Source organism: Candidatus Nitrospira allomarina (genome assembly GCF_032050975.1).
In the GTDB taxonomy this organism is placed as follows: Bacteria; Nitrospirota; Nitrospiria; order Nitrospirales; family UBA8639; genus Nitrospira_E; species Nitrospira_E allomarina.
The window spans coordinates 3,491,857-3,509,236 of the sequence record NZ_CP116967.1 but is presented as its reverse complement, the minus strand read 5'-3'; the positions used below and the strand labels follow the sequence as shown (position 1 = coordinate 3,509,236).

Annotated in this window: 17 protein-coding genes and 2 tRNA genes; 14 read left to right on the top strand and 5 right to left on the bottom strand. The window is 50.5% G+C overall.

Features of this window, described 5'->3' with window-relative positions; all coding sequences use genetic code 11:
* The first annotated feature begins 27 nt into the window (after positions 1-27).
* From tyrS to PP769_RS15525, 3 genes are all read left to right on the top strand, one after another.
* Positions 28-1,251 carry a tyrosine--tRNA ligase gene (tyrS, locus tag PP769_RS15535; protein WP_312641764.1) on the top strand — a complete coding sequence of 408 codons (1,224 nt, stop codon included), beginning with the start codon at positions 28-30 and terminating at the stop codon, positions 1,249-1,251.
* A 122-nt stretch (positions 1,252-1,373) separates the two neighbouring features.
* Positions 1,374-1,448 (top strand) — tRNA-Gly (locus PP769_RS15530).
* A 491-nt stretch (positions 1,449-1,939) separates the two neighbouring features.
* Entirely contained in the window at positions 1,940-2,272 is a 333-nt protein-coding gene (locus PP769_RS15525; protein ID WP_312641762.1) for an STAS domain-containing protein, read from the top strand.
* A 141-nt stretch (positions 2,273-2,413) separates the two neighbouring features.
* On the opposite strand, the gene htpX is transcribed toward PP769_RS15525, so the two are convergent.
* The gene (gene htpX, locus PP769_RS15520) at positions 2,414-3,298 is read right to left on the bottom strand and encodes a protease HtpX (protein ID WP_312641760.1); all 885 of its coding nucleotides are present in this window, start codon (positions 3,296-3,298) and stop codon (positions 2,414-2,416) included.
* A gap of 197 nt (positions 3,299-3,495) precedes the next feature.
* Between htpX and PP769_RS15515 the strand changes: the two genes are divergently transcribed.
* Positions 3,496-3,954 carry a cupredoxin domain-containing protein gene (locus PP769_RS15515; RefSeq protein ID WP_312641758.1) on the top strand — a complete coding sequence of 153 codons (459 nt, stop codon included), beginning with the start codon at positions 3,496-3,498 and terminating at the stop codon, positions 3,952-3,954.
* Positions 3,955-3,957: 3 nt separating this feature from the next.
* Entirely contained in the window at positions 3,958-5,001 is a 1,044-nt protein-coding gene (locus PP769_RS15510; protein WP_312641756.1) for a phytoene/squalene synthase family protein, read from the top strand.
* Positions 5,002-5,277: 276 nt separating this feature from the next.
* Here PP769_RS15510 and PP769_RS15505 read toward each other — a convergent pair whose 3' ends face one another.
* Both PP769_RS15505 and PP769_RS15500 read right to left on the bottom strand, forming a co-directional pair.
* Complete coding sequence (locus PP769_RS15505; RefSeq protein ID WP_312641754.1) at positions 5,278-5,712, bottom strand: hypothetical protein; 435 nt, start codon at positions 5,710-5,712, stop codon at positions 5,278-5,280.
* A 74-nt stretch (positions 5,713-5,786) separates the two neighbouring features.
* The gene (locus tag PP769_RS15500) at positions 5,787-6,131 is read right to left on the bottom strand and encodes a (2Fe-2S) ferredoxin domain-containing protein (RefSeq protein ID WP_312641752.1); all 345 of its coding nucleotides are present in this window, start codon (positions 6,129-6,131) and stop codon (positions 5,787-5,789) included.
* A 202-nt stretch (positions 6,132-6,333) separates the two neighbouring features.
* Here PP769_RS15500 and ald point away from each other — a divergent pair, with 202 nt between their 5' ends.
* The 4 genes from ald to PP769_RS15480 all read left to right on the top strand — a co-directional run bounded on the left by ald (position 6,334) and on the right by PP769_RS15480 (position 8,815).
* Positions 6,334-7,440: an alanine dehydrogenase gene (gene ald / locus PP769_RS15495; RefSeq protein ID WP_312641750.1), complete on the top strand. Its 1,107-nt coding sequence runs from the start codon at positions 6,334-6,336 to the stop codon at positions 7,438-7,440.
* A 19-nt stretch (positions 7,441-7,459) separates the two neighbouring features.
* A tRNA-Pro gene (locus PP769_RS15490) sits at positions 7,460-7,536 on the top strand.
* Between the two features lie 215 nt (positions 7,537-7,751).
* A complete protein-coding gene (locus tag PP769_RS15485) occupies positions 7,752-8,375 on the top strand; it encodes a rhodanese-like domain-containing protein (RefSeq protein ID WP_312641748.1) in 624 nt (207 codons plus the stop codon).
* A 32-nt stretch (positions 8,376-8,407) separates the two neighbouring features.
* Positions 8,408-8,815 carry a hypothetical protein gene (locus tag PP769_RS15480; RefSeq protein WP_312641746.1) on the top strand — a complete coding sequence of 136 codons (408 nt, stop codon included), beginning with the start codon at positions 8,408-8,410 and terminating at the stop codon, positions 8,813-8,815.
* A gap of 76 nt (positions 8,816-8,891) precedes the next feature.
* Here the strand turns inward: PP769_RS15480 and PP769_RS15475 are convergent, their stop codons facing one another.
* Both PP769_RS15475 and mazG read right to left on the bottom strand, forming a co-directional pair.
* On the bottom strand, positions 8,892-9,521 hold the full coding sequence (locus PP769_RS15475) for a hypothetical protein (protein ID WP_312641744.1): 630 nt from the start codon (positions 9,519-9,521) through the stop codon (positions 8,892-8,894).
* Complete coding sequence (gene mazG / locus PP769_RS15470; RefSeq protein WP_312641743.1) at positions 9,518-10,438, bottom strand: nucleoside triphosphate pyrophosphohydrolase; 921 nt, start codon at positions 10,436-10,438, stop codon at positions 9,518-9,520. Before mazG ends, PP769_RS15475 begins: the two co-directional genes overlap by 4 nt.
* A 127-nt stretch (positions 10,439-10,565) precedes the next feature.
* Between mazG and PP769_RS15465 the strand changes: the two genes are divergently transcribed.
* The 5 genes from PP769_RS15465 (at position 10,566) to purM (ending at position 17,378) form a co-directional block, all read left to right on the top strand.
* Positions 10,566-10,967 (top strand): DUF1844 domain-containing protein, encoded by a 402-nt coding sequence (locus PP769_RS15465; RefSeq protein ID WP_312641741.1) that lies wholly within the window; start codon positions 10,566-10,568, stop codon positions 10,965-10,967.
* Positions 10,968-11,145: 178 nt separating this feature from the next.
* Positions 11,146-13,464, top strand: a complete 2,319-nt coding sequence (locus PP769_RS15460) for a sensor histidine kinase (protein ID WP_312641739.1) — start codon at positions 11,146-11,148, stop codon at positions 13,462-13,464.
* Positions 13,465-13,567: 103 nt separating this feature from the next.
* The gene (locus PP769_RS15455; RefSeq protein ID WP_312641737.1) at positions 13,568-14,941 is read left to right on the top strand and encodes a sigma-54-dependent transcriptional regulator; all 1,374 of its coding nucleotides are present in this window, start codon (positions 13,568-13,570) and stop codon (positions 14,939-14,941) included.
* Positions 14,916-16,331, top strand: coding sequence for a 23S rRNA (uracil(1939)-C(5))-methyltransferase RlmD (rlmD, locus tag PP769_RS15450; protein ID WP_312641735.1), 1,416 nt, complete (start codon positions 14,916-14,918; stop codon positions 16,329-16,331). The genes PP769_RS15455 and rlmD overlap by 26 nt, the downstream gene beginning before the upstream one ends.
* Before the next feature lie 9 nt (positions 16,332-16,340).
* Positions 16,341-17,378: a phosphoribosylformylglycinamidine cyclo-ligase gene (gene purM / locus PP769_RS15445; RefSeq protein WP_312641733.1), complete on the top strand. Its 1,038-nt coding sequence runs from the start codon at positions 16,341-16,343 to the stop codon at positions 17,376-17,378.
* Positions 17,379-17,380: the final 2 nt, after the last annotated feature.

The following is a 17,380-nucleotide window of genomic DNA, read 5'->3' as shown; positions in this document are numbered from 1 at the left end:
TCACTTTCACACAGCGTGGCTTACAAGATGACACCTTCAGAAATCAACCGGCAGCTGGACCTTATTCTTCGGGGAACCGTGGAAGTCATTCAACTCGACGAATTAAAAAGCAAATTAGCGGAGTCTTTGAAAGAACAGCGTCCTCTCAAAATTAAAGCCGGGTTTGATCCTACGGCGCCGGACCTGCATCTGGGCCATACCGTGTTAATCCAAAAACTTAAGCACTTTCAGGAGTTGGGCCATCAAGTCATTTTTCTTATCGGGGATTTTACTGGCATGATCGGCGATCCGACCGGGGTGTCGGAAACCCGGGTGGCGCTGACGAAAGAGCAAGTGCTGGCCAATGCGAAAACCTATGAACAACAGATTTTCAAAACTCTGGACCCACAGAAAACCCGTATTGAATTCAATAGTCATTGGATGAGTGGCATGCGGGTGGAAAAGATGGTGGAGTTGTGTTCACATTATAGCGTGGCACGCATGTTGGAGCGGGACGATTTCTCAAAACGATACCGGGAGCAAAAGCATATTAGTGTGCATGAATTTCTTTATCCTTTGGTGCAGGGGTACGACTCGGTCGTGTTGGAAGCCGATGTGGAGTTGGGTGGAACCGATCAAAAATTTAACCTCCTCGTCGGGCGTGACTTGCAGCGGGATTACGGCCAAAAACCGCAGGTGGTGCTCACCATGCCGTTGTTAGAAGGCACGGATGGGGTCCGAAAAATGAGTAAAAGCTTTGGAAATTATATCGCCTTGGAAGATCGTCCGGCAGACATGTTCGGGAAGCTGATGTCTATTAGCGATGTCCTGATGCTGCGCTATTACGAACTGTTGACGGTCCGCAATTTAGATGAGGTCAAGCATCAACATCCGATGGAGGCCAAAATGGCCCTGGCCGAACAGATTGTTCGTCAATATCATGGAAGCGATGCAGTGGAAGAGGCCAAGGCCGATTTTCAGCAGCGTTTTCAAAAGCGGGATTTTCCCGATGAGCCGGATGCCCGTGTGAAACTGACTCTCACGGATTTTAACAACCCCCAAGATTATTCCATGCCTGTGGTTGACCTCCTGATGCGGACGGGCTTAGTGCCCAGTAAATCTGAAGCCAGACGACTCGTTTCCCAGGGTGGGGTCCAGGTGGACGGAGAAAAGCTTGCGGACCCAAACGGGATGATGACCTTCGAGCCTGGCCGATCCTATCCGATGAAAATCGGCAAGCGAAAATTTGCGATCATTGAATTCAGGGAATAGATTGATCCAGATAAATTCGGGAGTGACTGACTTCAACGGCAGAGCCCATCAGCCACTCTCAAATTTTTTGTACCTTGACTACGACTCAGCTCACACCTAGAATGCGAATCCTGATCTCGTGAGCGGGCGTAGCTCAGTGGTAGAGTCCTTGCTTCCCAAGCAAGTTGTCGGGGGTTCAAATCCCCTCGCCCGCTCCAATTTATTCCACCACTTCTTTCATCTTCTTCGGGCTCAGAGTTCGAACATTTCCGGTTTTGGTCACGGTAGGAAATTCAGGTAAGTCTTGGACGGGGACTTGGTCCAGGATCAACCCAGGCTGTCATGGGAAATAATCCTCTGTGCTCGAAATAGCCCAACCAGCCTTCCCCTCTCATTGTGATATCTAATGGTTCCAAGGCGATCTGTCTCGGCTTTTTGTCAGTCACTCAAAGTTTTGTTATTCATGACGCCGACCATTGCTGCACGCCCAACCACTCTTTTCCCTCACAGTTGAACTTCCTGATCAGGGCAATACTGGCGGTCATCGTAGGTGGGCTTGGCGAGGGACAGGGTCCAAAAAGGCGATGCTAGTTCAAATAGGGAATTGTAGGGGTATGGCTCAAGGGGTTCACTCAATCCTGTATGAATAGGTGGCGCAACGAGCGTGGGTGCGTCAACAACGATTATTCAGGCTTGGGAGGATTTCCTTATGCAATGTGGAATTCAGATTTTACCGGATGCCGTTGTTATTCGCATATTGGGTTTGCCGGATCATTCTCTCGGGGAGATGTTTGAAAAGGCTGCAGCGCGAGCGATAAGTCTGGACTATCGAAAAGTCCTCGTTGATTTTTCCGATGTGGAATCCATGGGCCCGATGGGCCTGACTTTTTGTGGGTATGGACTCTATCACCTTCAGCAATTACATATTCCTGTCGCACTGATTCAACCTCCGGCCTCGCTCCTTCCTGTTCTTTGCCGGCATGGGATAAAAGAGTTTCCATCAGTCCTTTCCCATGAATATGATGTCAGAACGCTGAATTAATTCGCATTCTCTCCTGCCATGGGAAGCAATCGCTCATTGCAGCCCCAAAAGTTCTGAAACAATCCGGATTGACAGAAAGACGATAAAAAAAGGGACTTGGCATGACCAAGTCCCTTTTTCGAATTACGCCAATTTTTCGAGTTAGAGTTGCCGTAATGCATTCACTCTCGCTTCAATCGGCGGGTGAGTCGCAAATATCTGCATGAAGCTGTGCGATTTCCCGGATATTTTCATCGTCGCCAGCGCGTCTTGGGAGCTATATTCAAATTGGGTGCGTTGCACCCAACGATCAATCCCCTCCAGAGCCGAGATCATGTGTTCTTTGCCTACGGTGTTGGCTGCGAACCGGTCGGCTGCAAATTCCCGTCGGCGGGACCACCAGCTAATGGGAATCATCGCTAGTACGGAGAGAACGATTTGCAGAACGATATATACTCCGAATCCTAATGCCTCATTGCGTTCGGCTACCTGCCGGTAGATAAACCGGCTAATAAAGTAGACAAATGTATTCATCAGCCCTGCCAACACGGTTGTGGTAAACATATCGCCGTTGTAGACATGGCCCATTTCATGAGCCAGGACGGCTCGCACTTCACCTTCATTCAGGTTGTTGAGCAGGCCGGTTGAGACGGCCACCATCGAGTTATTTTTTGTGGGCCCGGTGGCAAACGCGTTAGGGTCCGGGGATTCATATATCCATACTTCCGGCATGGAAATGCCTAACTTTTCAGATATTTTTTGGACGGTGTCAAATACGATTCTTTCCGCCTGGTTTCGCGGTTCTGTGATTTGCGTGCAGTCTATAAAGGCCCTGGCCATTTGTTTGGAAAAGGCCAAACTGATAAATGCGCCACCAAACCCAATGACAAATGCCCATAACAGATCCATTTGAGCGATTGATCCACGGAGATCGATTCCGAAGGCCGGGAGAATCATCTCAGACAACACGGTGAACGAGATTGAGAGGGTGATAAAGATGAGGATATTGGCAATCAGTAATAGACCAATTCCTTTAAGTTTTTTCATAGACAATCTCCCTTAATTGTTCCACATCTGCTTGTGGAAACACGCTAATTTGTTCGACTTCATAAATGATCCCTTTACCAGTATCTTAAAAAGCGGCTTAAGGTTTCAACTTGTTGGAAGATAACACCTTTTTCTTGAGAGTCAAGAGAGGGAAAGGCGTGACCCTTGTCTGGAAAACGGTTATGATATCGTGACTGATGAGGAAATCATTTATTCTAGACATTTTTTCTGTAAAACATTATACACGATTGATATTGAGTCTTGTCGTGGTGACGGGCTATTGGAGTTTTTCCGACCGTCCATACGCCCAATCGGCGGAGTCCTCCTTGCCTCCAATAGTAGAGGAACCTTTCGGACAACAGGTAATGATCAGTATGGAAAGTTATGCCTTTACGCCATCGGAAGTGGTGGTGAAAGCGGGTAAACCGCTGACCCTGACTCTGAGTAATCAGTCTTTTCTGGTTCCTCACAATTTTTTGCTGGATGACTCCAGCGGCACTCGTCTGGTGGATGTGGATATTTCCAGCGGCGATACGAAAGCTGTCACCCTCACGTTGACCGAGCCCGGCATCTATACTTTTTATTGCGATAAACAGCTTCTGTTCTTTCCCACGCATCGTGAGCAAGGGATGGAAGGCCGTCTCATCGTTCACTAGATTATGCGCCTTTCTCCACCGGATCAACACCTTCTCGGTAAGGTCCTCAAGCGGGTTTCCCGCTCCTTTTATTTAACTCTGGCTATCCTGCCTCGCGCGGTTCGTGCGCAAATTGGTTTGGCCTATTTGTTGGCCAGAGCTGCGGATACCATCGCCGATACGGGAGAAATAGAGGATGGGGTCCGCCTGGAATGTTTACGTTTGTTAAAAGGGCAGGTATGGGGAAGTACCACCGATTTGGCACAAATAAAAAAAATCCAGACGCAGGTTCTCACGAAACAAAGTAATCCTGATGAGCGTCGCTTGTTGGAAGAATTAGAGGGGTGTTTCCGAATTTACGAAAAATTTAGTCCAACCGACCGGTCTCAGATTGCGCAGGTTCTGTCGGTGCTGATTGGAGGAATGGAATTTGACCTCCATCAGTTTCCCCAAAAAACGGAAAGGCAGGCGGTTCGCGCCTTACAGGCGATTTATGATTTTGAATATTACACCTATGCGGTTGCAGGATGTGTGGGAGAGTTTTGGACGAAGATGGTATGCAGCCACCTTCCGGGATTTCGAGGGTGGGATCAGGCCTGTATGATTCCTCTTGCCATTCGCTATGGGAAGGGGTTGCAAATGGTCAATATTCTGCGGGATTTGCCACTGGATTTGAGGAATGGGCGGTGTTATATCCCGACAATGTTGCTGGATCAGGTATCTCTGACTCCCCAGCAACTGCTCGATGAAACCTCTGCACCCGCATTTCGCCCGCTCTTCAGAAAATTGATACAGGAGGCGCGAGATCATTTAGATCAGGGATGGCGCTATACCATGGCCATACCCCGCCTGGAGATTCGCCTGCGGCTGGCCTGCATGTGGCCGATTTTGATCGGGATTCGTACATTGCAACAGTTGTCGGTGTCACCGCTTGTGCTGAGTCCGCATTCACCCGTCAAAATTGCACGGAGCGATGTCTATCAAATCGTGGCGTCAACCGGACTCACCGGTGGCTGTGGTACTGTGGGCACGGCCTATTGGGGATATTGGAGGAAGCGGATTATTTAATTTACTCTTGCTTCGGTACGAGAAGTTTTTCGCCTTTGCGGAAGACTCCGTAAATGGCCTGAGACGGGCAGGCATCCAGACAGAGACGGCACGATTCCATGCACCGTGACGAATCGAATTTGTAGGGAGGAGTCGAAAGCCAGGCTCCTGTCGGACAAACTGGAATGCAGATCGCATTATGGGTGCAACGGTCCGGATGTCGAACCAAGTGGTCTCTTCTCACCATCATAGGGCTTACTCCTTCAAAAAGGGCTCCGGAAAACATTTCAAGCATATTCATTGTGAATGATGATTCTCCCTTTCCCATTGTTTGACTAAATCCTGAATGCGCGATTTGAGTTCAGGAATACGATCAAGGTTGTTATCAATGGCATTCAGAATATTTTCCAACCTGGCCATGCGTCCCAATTCCTGATCCAGGCGTGTCAGATGATCGTATTCCGTAAATGCACCGGCATGAATGGATTCAAGATGTGGACGAGCGGCCAGGAGTCCCGCTGTCACCATTTGCGGTTCGTCATGAACGGGCGGGGTGACAACAAAGCGGCCCTCAGATAGAAGCAGGACGGTATGAGGAGCATGTCCGGGGATAGGGAGGACTTGTTCAAGGGAGGCTCCTATCCCCTGTTCCCAGGAGGAGAGCCAACCGGGAAAGGACTTCAAAAAGGCCACTTTTCGTAAGTTGGCTTTCCATTTGTCTTCATTGCCCATAAGATGAAGGCCATGCGCCAGATTGTGGCGACAGGTTTAGGGGACCAGTGGTCCGTGTGTGAAGGGACAAGGCATTAGGAGTTGACTGTGGGTAAGGAACCATTTTTCCCTGGCATCAGGAGCCGTTCCACAATTTCCCCTTTACCGATATGTCGCTCCATGATTTCGGTGACATCAGCTTCCTGGCCAACCCAATACCAAACGCCTTCGGGATAAATGACGACGCTTGGTCCGTACTCACATTGGTCCAGACATCCGGCTTTGTTTGCGCGGACAATTCCTTTTAACCCTAACCGCTCGACTTCTTTTTTAAAAAACGCATGTAATCCGACAGATCCTAAGGCTGAGCAACATCCTCGTGGATCTCCCTTGGGCCGTTCATTGATGCACACAAAAATATGATGGGTGAATTTACTCATACTTGTTAAAGTCTCATGAAAATAGCCGAAAAAGCAAAGGGAAAATAAAGAGCCGATCTTACCTGAGGATTCAGGAACCTGTCCAGGTCACGGGAACAGGTCGGCTGGAAAGTCCTCGTATTTATTGGATAAATGGTAGATGGTTGGTGAATAGGATGTGGGCCGGCATCAGAGCCACAAAGAGGTGAAAGGGGTTAAGAATATGGTGATTGGGGTCCCAAAAGAAATTAAGGATCATGAATTTCGTGTGGCACTGACTCCTCATGGGGTGAAGGAATTGTGTGGTCGCGGGCATCGGGTCGTCATTCAACAGGGAGCCGGAGAGGGGAGTGGGTTCAGTGATGACCTCTATCGGCAAGCAGGTGCCGTTCTGGCCCAAACCATGAAAGCGACGTATGGAGAGGCTCAACTCATTGTGAAGGTCAAGGAGCCGCAATCTGAAGAGTGGATGTTGCTGAGGAAAGATCATGTGGTCTTTACTTACCTGCACCTGGCGGCCTCTAAAGCCTTGACAGAGGCTTTGCTCAGGATCGGGTGCGCAGCCATCGCCTACGAAACGACTGAGGATGCAAAGGGACAATTTCCTCTTTTGCGTCCCATGAGTGAAATTGCCGGACGAATGTCGGTACAAATTGGGGCACATTATTTGGAAAAGCAACGTGGAGGTTCCGGGGTCTTGTTAGGTGGGGTGCCCGGAGTTCCGCCAGGGGAGGTCGTGGTATTGGGCTCGGGGGTCGTGGGTACCTCTGCCGTCAAAATTGCGGTGGGGATGGGAGCCAACGTTACGGTGTTAAGTCTGGATCTATGGCAGTTACGCACTTTGGAGGATCACTATCCCGGACGCCTCGTCACAGTGGCTTCCACCCAGTCCATGATTCACCACTTTCTCTCTCGTGCCGATCTTGTGATTGGAGCCGTGTATCTTCCTGCGGCACGAACGCCTCGGGTGATCACAAGACCCATGATTGCTGACATGAAACCGGGATCAGTGGTGGTCGATGTTTCGGTTGATCAGGGTGGGTGTGCGGAGACGACCCGTCCGACCACGCATAGCGATCCGGTCTATGTTGTCGATGGAGTCCTGCATTATGCCGTCGCAAATATTCCTGGAATTGTGCCGTATACATCGACTTTAGCCTTGACCAACGCCACTTTACCTTTTATAGTCCAGCTGGTCGAAGAAGGGTTGGAAGGTTCCCTGCGCAACCATCCTGGCTTACGAAATGGATTGAACGTGTTCAGTAGTCGTGTAACATGTCAAGCCGTTGCCGATGCTCATGGATTTCCGTATGAGCCTTTTCCTTCTTGATCGGTAGACTCGTAATGATCGGGGCGTAGCGCAGACCGGTAGCGCACCGCGTTCGGGACGCGGGGGTCGGAGGTTCAAATCCTCTCGCCCCGACCAGTTATCAATATTCCACTGAATGTTTTTCTCCTACAGTGGTTTTCTGTTTTTTACATATTCTATCAACAGCGAGAGTGTCTCACGCCAAACATATTTGGGAGACATTCGTCCTGTAAAGCACAAATTCCTTTAGGGCGGTAAAACCGCAACATGACCGATGGGTGAATCGTGAATGGAGAAGGGCTGTCTCTGAGGAAAAGAGACGAATTGGTCAGATGGATAGCCTAGGAATAATTTTCGGCGGTCTCGGTTTGTGTCTCGCGAGTGTGGCGCTCTGGTCTGTTAGGCGACTCCATCAGGATCTTATACGCCTCAAACGTGAGCAATATAACCTTGAGCAAAAGGTGGGCGCACTTTCTGGAAAAATTGAATCAGCCGTAGAGCCTTTACGCATCCAGACGGCACTTTTAGCTCGAGGACAGCGCGTCTCCGATACGTTGATTAGAAATGGCCTGCTGTATCATGAGGTTTCCGGCGTGGATGCAGCCCAATGGCTGGCGCCATCTTCCTCTTCATCGAATGTTTTCGTGTTGGATGTCCGCACCAAAGCCGAATATGCCAAACAGCGGATTCCTGGTGCTAGATTGATTCCTGTTGAGGATTTAGAAATACGCTACCAGGCGGAACTTCCGATTGAATCTGAAAAAATCCTGGTGTATTGCGCGGGTGGTGACCGGAGTCGTCTTGCCTGCGATTTTCTGAGTCGACATAGTTATCCCAATATTTATCTTCTGAAAAATGGATTACAAGGGTGGACGGGCCCCCTCGAAGGGAATTCGAGCGGTGCTCTCATTCAAATATCGTCAAAGTCACGGGTTTCTTCACCTTCTGTAGAATAGATCCACGTTTTCATCGTTTAAGGGATGGAATTATGCAGTCAGATTTAATTGTCTTGAATGTGATGGGTCCATATCGGGAACCACGCGAGCCGGCCTTTTCCTATGATTATTCCGTTCAGCGACCTGATTGGGCAACCGCACAGGGAGTCAGAGTGAAGGTCTCGATTGAACTGGAGCTGGACTATTTGAAAAACTCGATTCTGGGAATCGTGGGCGGATCAGTTGGGCAACAGCTTCGGATTAATCAAATCCTTTCGCGGGCCATTGCAGATAAAAAACTTGAGATTGCCGACGCGGATGGATTGCTGGCTGATCGTCTGGATGTGATGATCGGACCTTTCACAGGCGATTCCATTTCTCTGTTTGCTGAACTGGATCAGTGGATGAAGGCTGAACAGGCTGTACTGCGGAAATCTATCCACGATCAGACGGGACTCTGAGGGCCACAGAAACTTTGCGGAGGGAATCTCAGCAGGAGGCCTGAGGCTCTTCTCCGCTTTGCACATCTCGAATGTATTAGAAGACGCGTTGATAACGTTTTGAATACACCCCTGTCTCATCCTCACCAAATCCCAGGGACGCATGTTCCGGCGAGTTTTTATTATACAGGTCAATAGCATAGTGGCCGCGGACGTTTTCCATAGCCACTTCGTATGGAATGGAGCTGGGATAAAATTCCCCAGGGGCATGAGCCCCCCGGCCCAAGGCCTTGGCTGATTCGGTCACGCCGTACTGGGCTTCTGAAAAAATATAGATATCGGCAATGGCGAATTCTCCGAGTTTGTCTCCCGGTGTGGTGGGTGGCAAAAGGGTGTCCAGCGTATTATCCAGACGGGCTTTTTGGAAATATTGCAACAGCGCGACCACCTGACTATCTGTGGTGGCCGGAGGAACCAGAATAGTGATGGCTTTCATATCCGCGACGGTTCCGGTCGCCTCATATGTCGGAATGAGGTCAGTCGATACGATGTTGTGGAGACCCACGGGGGTCTTGGGGGTGGTTCCCGGTCCTTGATTAGGTAAATTTTTGGATTTAGGAATGATGAGCGTGATGAACAGCCATAATCCAAAAATGACGCCAAACACTACGATAAGTGGGTGGATGCCTACCCGTCGACCCTCTGTTGGTTCTTCTTCCTGGCTCACGTTGTGGCTCCTTTGATGCTTTCGGAAGTCTGAGGTGCTTGCCGCTCCAGATGTTTGGCTGCATCCCACCATTTGTCGAGTTGCGGAAGCGTATAGTCGCGAAGATCCTTCCCTTCCAACGCAGCTTGTGATTCAACGAAATGAAACCTGGAGATAAATTTGTTGGTGGCACGGCGTAACGCCTCTTCAGGATTGACTCGAAGGAACCGGGAGACATTGACTAACGCAAAGAATACATCCCCCAATTCTTCTTCAATGGTGTTTTGAACCGTCGGGTTTTCCGGTCGAAGAGTCCCTTCCGAAGACGACGGAATACTTTCCGCAGCGGCAGCATATAATTCATTCAATTCTTCTTTAAATTTTTCCAATGCAGGCTCAATGGTCTCCCAATCAAATCCTGCACGCGAGGCGCGTTTTTGGACTTGAAAGGCACGCTGAAGAGCTGGAGCAATTTTGGGAATCCCTTGTAAAAGTGACTGGGGTCCCGGTTGAGTGGCTTGTTCTTGTTGTTTGAGTCGATCCCATTGCCGGCTCACATCTTGGGCTGTTGGGACAGGTGAAGCATCGGTGGTTTGTTGAAAAACATGGGGGTGCCGTCGAATCAGTTTTTCGGCTAACCCCCTAGCCACGTCATTGAATGAAAATTGATTGTGTTCTGAGGCAATTTGTGTGTGAAACATAATCTGAAGCAGGAGATCCCCCAATTCTTCCTTGAGGGCGGAAGGCTTTCCGGCATCTATGGCTTCCAGCACCTCATACGTTTCCTCAAGAAGATGGGGTTTGAGGGACTGGCTCGTTTGTTCACGATCCCAAGGGCAACCGTCGGGTCCACGCAATCTGGACATGATCGCCAGTAAATCCGACAAACATGTGGTCGGAGAAGCGGAGGAGGAATTTTCCGGAGATGGTTGTGTCATGAATCTGCCAACAATTTTGAGTTAAGTGCGAGGGCATTATACCCGTTTTCTCCCTCAGTGTAAGTCCTGGATTCTTGATAGAGACCATCGGTTAGTGCTAGTGTTTTCCCACTACAGGAGGTGTCCGATGAGCGACGAAGAACCAGGGTTTGTGATTCGGGATAAACGAGGGCGTTCGGAGCCAGAAGCCTTTACTCCACCACCGCCAGAGTCCTCTATGGCGCAACCCCATTCATCGGCAGAATCATCTCATGCGCCTCATCCTCCCTTGTCATTTTCATCGTTTGTTTTTTCCCTTGGAACCTCATCTCTCATGCTGATGGGAGAATCTTTGGATCCTCAACAGCCCGCACCGCCCATGAATCTTCCCCAGGCCAAGGAAATTGTGGATATCTTATCTTTGCTGGAAGAGAAGACCAAAGGGAATCTTACGTCTGAAGAAGCGTCCGTCTTAGGAGACATGCTCTATACCCTGCGGATGAAATATGTCAGCGTCACGTCAGGGAAGGGCAGTACGGTTTCTCCCTGATTTCTGGCGAACCCTCTTCCTTCCCGCAAGCGTCCAGGCGAGTGCTTCTCATTTCGCCCCTAGGCAGACAGACGAATCGATAGTGGGGATATGGTCGCGCCTTGCGCTGTTCCTGTTCTTGATCAATAATGATCATAGTTGACTGGCCCTTAGGATGATTTTCTCCCACTGACATGCCGTGAACCTTCTCTCAGAACCGCTCACTGAATCCCGGAAATTTCCTCGAACGGGGTTGCCGTCCACGTCGAGCGAGCCGGGTGTTCCCTCCCACAGTTCCGTCTCGAAGCAGAAACGGCATCATTATCGGCCCGTCTGGATTGTATTGGTTTTGTTGTTGCCCTGCCTGGCCCTTACCCTCTATTACGCCCGGTATGGCTTATCAGGACCCCTTCAACCGGATTCGATACTTCCAAGTCCCAGCTATGCCCTGGTGCTTTTTCTGGTGTACCTGGATAGCGTTGGATTGGTGGCGCTCACCCTTCTGTTGTCTCGAAATTTAATTCGGGCCTTTTTCGAAAAGCGGCATAAGCTGTTGGGGAAGGGGTTCCGGTCAAAGTTGGTCGCGGCCTTTATCGGCTTTGCCCTGATTCCCACTGTGCTGCTGGCCTTGGTGGCCAGCGGGGTCATCAGTGAAGTCATCGACGTGTGGTTTAATGATCAGATTATGCAAGTCTTACGGGACTCGGAAGAAGTCGCCCATCTCTATCAAGAGGAACGCGAATCATTAACAGCGGATACGGCGCGCGCCATTAGCAAGGAAATTTTTCGAGAAGATATATTAAAGCCGGAGCATCGGGAATTATTGAAAGCCATTATGGCCCGCATGCAACAGGAATATCATTTAGCGGGCGTAGAGGTCTTTTCCCCAAAAATGGAAACCCTGGCCCGCATGATGGATCCCAGGCTGTCTGATGCGGTATTGAGCCTTCCTGTGGGTCAATTGGTGCTCCATGTCTTGGATACGGGTCAGCCCATGTCCTCGGCCCAGGAGGCTCCGGTGGGGAAACTTATTCGGGCAGCGGCGCCGATCCGGGGAAATGGTCAAACTGACCGAGTGTTTGGCGTGGTGGTGGTGTCGTCCTACGTGCCGGAAGTCTTGGTCATGAAAATGGATGGGATTGCCAAACAATTTGAGGAATACCGGCAGATCATCTCCATGAAAAACCCGATCAAGGGTGGAGCCTATTTGTTTGTGGCCGTGGTAACGGTGCTGATTTTATTCGGCGCCACCTGGTTCGGATTTTATGTGGCCCGAGGGATTACGGTCCCCATTCAACGACTGGCTGAAGGAACCGAAGCGGTAGCCAAAGGTAATTTAGATGTGAATATCGACGTCAAGGCCACGGATGAAATCGGAACCCTGGTTCAGTCTTTCAATCGCATGACCGCCGATCTGCGCACCAGTAAATCCAGTTTGGAAGAAGTGAATATGTCGCTCGTACGATCCAATGTGGAAATCGATCAACGTCGGGCCTACACCGAAGCGGTGGTGGAAACCATTGCCGCCGGAGTGTTATCGATCGATATGGCCGGTCTGATTTCCACCTTCAATCCATCCGCTGAACGGATTATCGGAGTGAAGGGTGACGACTTGCGTGGACGACCGGTCCACGACGCGTTCAAGTCCTTCAACCTGCAATTATTTCAGAAAGCCTATGACCAGATGCTCCAGGAGCAAACGGAGAGCGTGTCCATGGATGGCCAGATGGAAACACCCAATGGGCGGCTCTTGACCGTAGGCCTGAATATTTCCAGAATGCAGAACGATGCCGGTTTGGACCTGGGTTTTGTATTTGTGTTTGAAGATCGGACGGAATTCATTAAGGCGCAAAAAACGGCGGCCTGGCAGGAAGTGGCGCAACGCATTGCTCATGAAATTAAGAATCCCCTAACCCCGATTCAATTGTCGGCCCAACGGTTGCGAAAAAAATTCGCAGAAAAATCTACAGGATTTGATGAAATATTCGATCAGGCTACCAGCGTCATTATTAGCGAAGTCACCCGCTTAAAAGGGATGGTCGATGAGTTTTCCAAATATGCCAGAATGCCGCTCCCCCAGATGCGGAAAGCATCCCTGCATGACATTATCGAGAAAGTAATCTCACTCTATACAGGGGCTCATCGTGACATTGAATTTCTTGTCAAATTTGATGAAGACCTTCCCTCATTAAATTGTGATCCGGAGCAGATGCACCGGGTGTTGGTCAATTTGTTTGATAACGCGATCCAGGCCATGAACGATCACGGGCGTCTCTGGGTGACGACGGAGTGCGATTGGCGGCGGCATCGGGCCGTGGTCAGGGTGGCGGATGAAGGGATGGGGATTCAGCCGGATGATCACAAAATGTTGTTCGTGCCGTATTTTTCAAAAAAGCGAACGGGAACAGGGTTGGGATTAGCCATTGTGCATCGTATAATCTCCGATCACAATGGGACCATTCATGCGGAAAATCATCATCCAAAAGGTGCGTTATTTACATTCGAATTGCCGTTGTAGGGGAGGGGAGCGTCAGTGGCTGGACGGTTCTTTTCTCCGGAGGAGTTGTCTCGTATGACACACGTGAGGGACCATTCATTCCATACCTGATGGAGGGAGTATTGTGGCCGAGACCATTTGCCTGATTGATGACGAACCAGCCATCCTTAATACCTTAAGTAGCATTCTTGAGGATGAAGGCTATCAAGTGTTGGTAGCCAAGAGCGGACTTGAGGCGCTCAAGCTTGTCCGGAGTGAGGTGCCGGATTTAGTCATTTTGGATATCTGGATGCCGGAAATGGACGGGCTGGAAACATTGAAACGATTGCGCACCCAATTTCCCAATATCCTGGTCGTGATGATGTCGGGTCACGGATCCATTGAAACCGCCGTCAAATCTACAAAATTGGGCGCCTATGATTATTTGGAAAAGCCCTTAGACCTGGAAAAAGTCACCATATTAGTGCGCAATGCGTTGCACCAACGCAAGCTGGAAGAGGAAAACCTGAATCTCCGAATTCAGGTGGAACGACGATTTGAACTGGTGGGCTCATCTCCTCCTATGGAGCGGCTTCGCGAACTGATCGCGATGGCGGCTCCAGCCAATAGTCGTGTGCTGATTGCCGGGGCAAATGGGACAGGGAAAGAACTGGTCGCCCGCGCGATACATTTGCAGAGTCCCCGGCATAATCGTTCCTTTGTGGAAATTAATTGTGCGGCGATTCCGGAAACATTAATCGAGAGTGAGTTATTTGGGCATGAAAAAGGGGCCTTCAGTGGGGCCAGCTCCATGAAACGTGGCAAGTTCGAGCTGGCGGACGGAGGAACCCTGTTTTTGGATGAAATCGGGGACATGAGTCTGGCCACGCAAGCCAAAGTGTTGCGTGCCCTGCAAGAGCAACAATTTACGCGGGTTGGGGGAACAAAACTCATCAATGTCCAGGTCCGGGTCATTGCCGCATCCAATAAAGATTTGGCGGAAGAGATTGGGAAAGGGACGTTCCGTGAAGATCTGTATTACCGGCTAAATGTGTTGCCGATTGTGGTTCCGACACTCAAGGAGCGTCGAGACGATATCCCTGAACTCGCGCAGCATTTTTTGCGACTGCATTCTGAAGAACAGGGCATGAAACCTAAAGAGTTTAGTCCGCAAGGCATGGAGGCGTTGCAGCGGCATGATTGGCCGGGCAATATTCGTGAACTGCGGAATTTGATTGAACGCTTATTAATCATGGTGCCGAAGACCATCATTGATGCGGCCGATGTTGAGATGTTTCTTCAGGGTCGGGCCCCAAGCGGGGTGCCTTCCCTCGCCGTGGGCACCAACTATGATTCGCTCCGGGAAGCCCGGAATGCATTTGAGCGGGAAGTCATATCTCTCAAACTCCGGGAAAATAATTGGAATGTTTCCAAAACCGCTGATGAACTGAAAATCGAGCGTAGTCATTTACACAGAAAGATTAAGTTACTTCATGTTGAACTCCGGCCCGAACATTAAGTCTCGCAGGACTCCTTCTCCCTCTTCTACTGAAACCTTATCTCCCGGATCTTCCCATCCCCTCCACATTGAAAAATTGGTGGCCGGCGGATTCAGTCTCGGACGAGTGGATGGTCAGGTGGTGTTGTGTGGCGGCGGCATTCCCGGGGAAGCTCTTCAGGTGGAGATTCTCAGTCGGCGCAAAGGCGTGAGCCAAGGGAAAATCCTCCAGGTCCACGATCCGGGTGACAGCCGGGTTGTTCCTCTCTGCCCGGTCGTCGGGCGATGTGGAGGATGCCAGCTTCAGCATATCCAATACGAAGCCCAACTGTCTCAAAAACGATTGATTCTGGAGGATACCCTCCGTCGGATTGGAAAAATTTCCAATGTGCTGATTTCTCCGGTGATCCCGTCTCCAAGGCCCTATGGCTATCGGCAAGTCCTTCGAATGGGAATCGGGGAAGGGCCCGACGGATTCTTTCTGGGTTTTTTCGAATCAGGAACGCAACAACTGCTGCCGGTTGACACGTGTTTTCTGGTGGACGACAGATTGCGGTCGGTGATTGACGCTGTCCGTTCCAGCCTTCGCTCCTTGGTCATGGAGGGGATGAATCTGGAGAGTGTGGAAATCCGATGGTCCCAACTGGAGGAAGGCGGCCTGTTGGTATTCCGTGGCCGGGCCGTAACCAAAGAACACGTCGAACGTCTGATGCATGCCTGTTCTAAGATCGCCAACATCAAAGGGTTGATTTATGAGCGCGCGGATGCACCGGAACATGATTCGCGACGTCGCGTGCGGCATGAGCCGATTGTGCGAGGAGCGGATCATGTATGGGAAGCCTTTGGAGGGTTGCGCTTGAAAATGGGGTTTCGATCATTCATGCAGGCCAACTGGGACGTTTTTCAATTGTTGGGAAAGAGGGTTGAGGAATGGCTGGGAAATTTGAAAGGGCAACGGATTTTGGAATTGTATGCCGGAACCGGCCCTCTGGGTCTCAGTCTCGCGAGTCAGGGTGCCCAGGTAACCTGTGTGGAGGGGAATCCGTTTGCCATCCACGATGCCCGCGAGTCGTTACGCATGAATGCAATTACAGGGTGCCGTGTGCGGATCAGTTCAGTCGAATCCTATCTCATGACTGTCAAATCCGGCGCCTACGATGTTATCCTTCTGGATCCTCCACGTGCGGGGCTCAATCCAAAAATCATAGACCGCTTGGGAATCTTGCAAGTCCCGAAACTGTTCTATCTTTCTTGCGACGCTCCGTCATTGGCCCGGGATATGAAGTCGTTATGTGAAAAGGGCTATACCGTTCAGCGCATGCAACCATTTGATATGTTTCCCCAGACGGCACATCTTGAAACATTAGTCGAGTTGACGTTTTCAGCAATTGAACCGAACGACGGAGATTAAGGATACGCCATGGCCACCTATCGGGAAGCGGGAGTTGATATTCAGCGAGGCGATGAGTTTGTCAAACGAATCGGTCCCATGGTTCGGTCCACCTTCCGTCCTGAAGTCTTGGGAGACATCGGAGGGTTCGGCGGGCTCTTTCGATTTCCTTCCGACCGCTATCGTGAGCCGGTTCTGGTGTCCGGGACGGATGGCGTCGGGACCAAGGTCAAGATGGCCACCTTGATGAATCGACATGATTCGATCGGAATTGATTTGGTCGCGATGTGCGTCAACGACATCATTGTGAGCGGAGCGGAGCCGCTCTTTTTCCTGGATTATCTCGCGACGGGTCATCTGGAAGTGGAAGTCGGAGAAGCGATTATTCAGGGAATTGCCGAGGGATGCCGGCAAGCCGGGTGTGCCTTGATCGGTGGAGAAACCGCAGAAATGCCGTCCTGTTACCCGCAGGGTGAATACGATCTGGCGGGTTTTGCGGTAGGGGTGGTGGAACGGTCCGAGATGTTGGGCCCGGAAAAAATTACACACGGGGATGTGTTGATTGGAGTCGGATCGAGTGGGCTTCATAGTAATGGCTACTCCCTGGCGCGGAAAGTCGCGCTTGAGCTGAAGGAGTGGTCTCCTGAAACCCGGGTACCCGGGTTGCCGGGCACAGTCGGGGAGGCGTTACTGAAACCGACGCTTATTTATGTGAAACTGGTCAAAGCTTTGCTGTCCAAGAGCCGAGTACACGGCCTGGCGCATATCACTGGTGGTGGAATTACCGGGAATGTGCCGCGAGTCATTCCGGAGTCCTGCCAAGCGGTCATCGATCGAAGGTCATGGGCGCCACTCTTGTTGTTCACCGTTCTTCAAGAAGCAGGTGGCATTGATCAAGACGAAATGTTTCGCGTGTTTAATATGGGAATTGGTCTGGTCGTGGTGGCCCCCTCTGAAGAAACCAGCCGGATATTGGACATTATTCAGGAACAAGGGATGACGGGCTGTGTCATTGGAGAAGTTCGAAATCGTCCGTCTTCCGAACCAAAGCTTTGTTATTCCCATTAGAA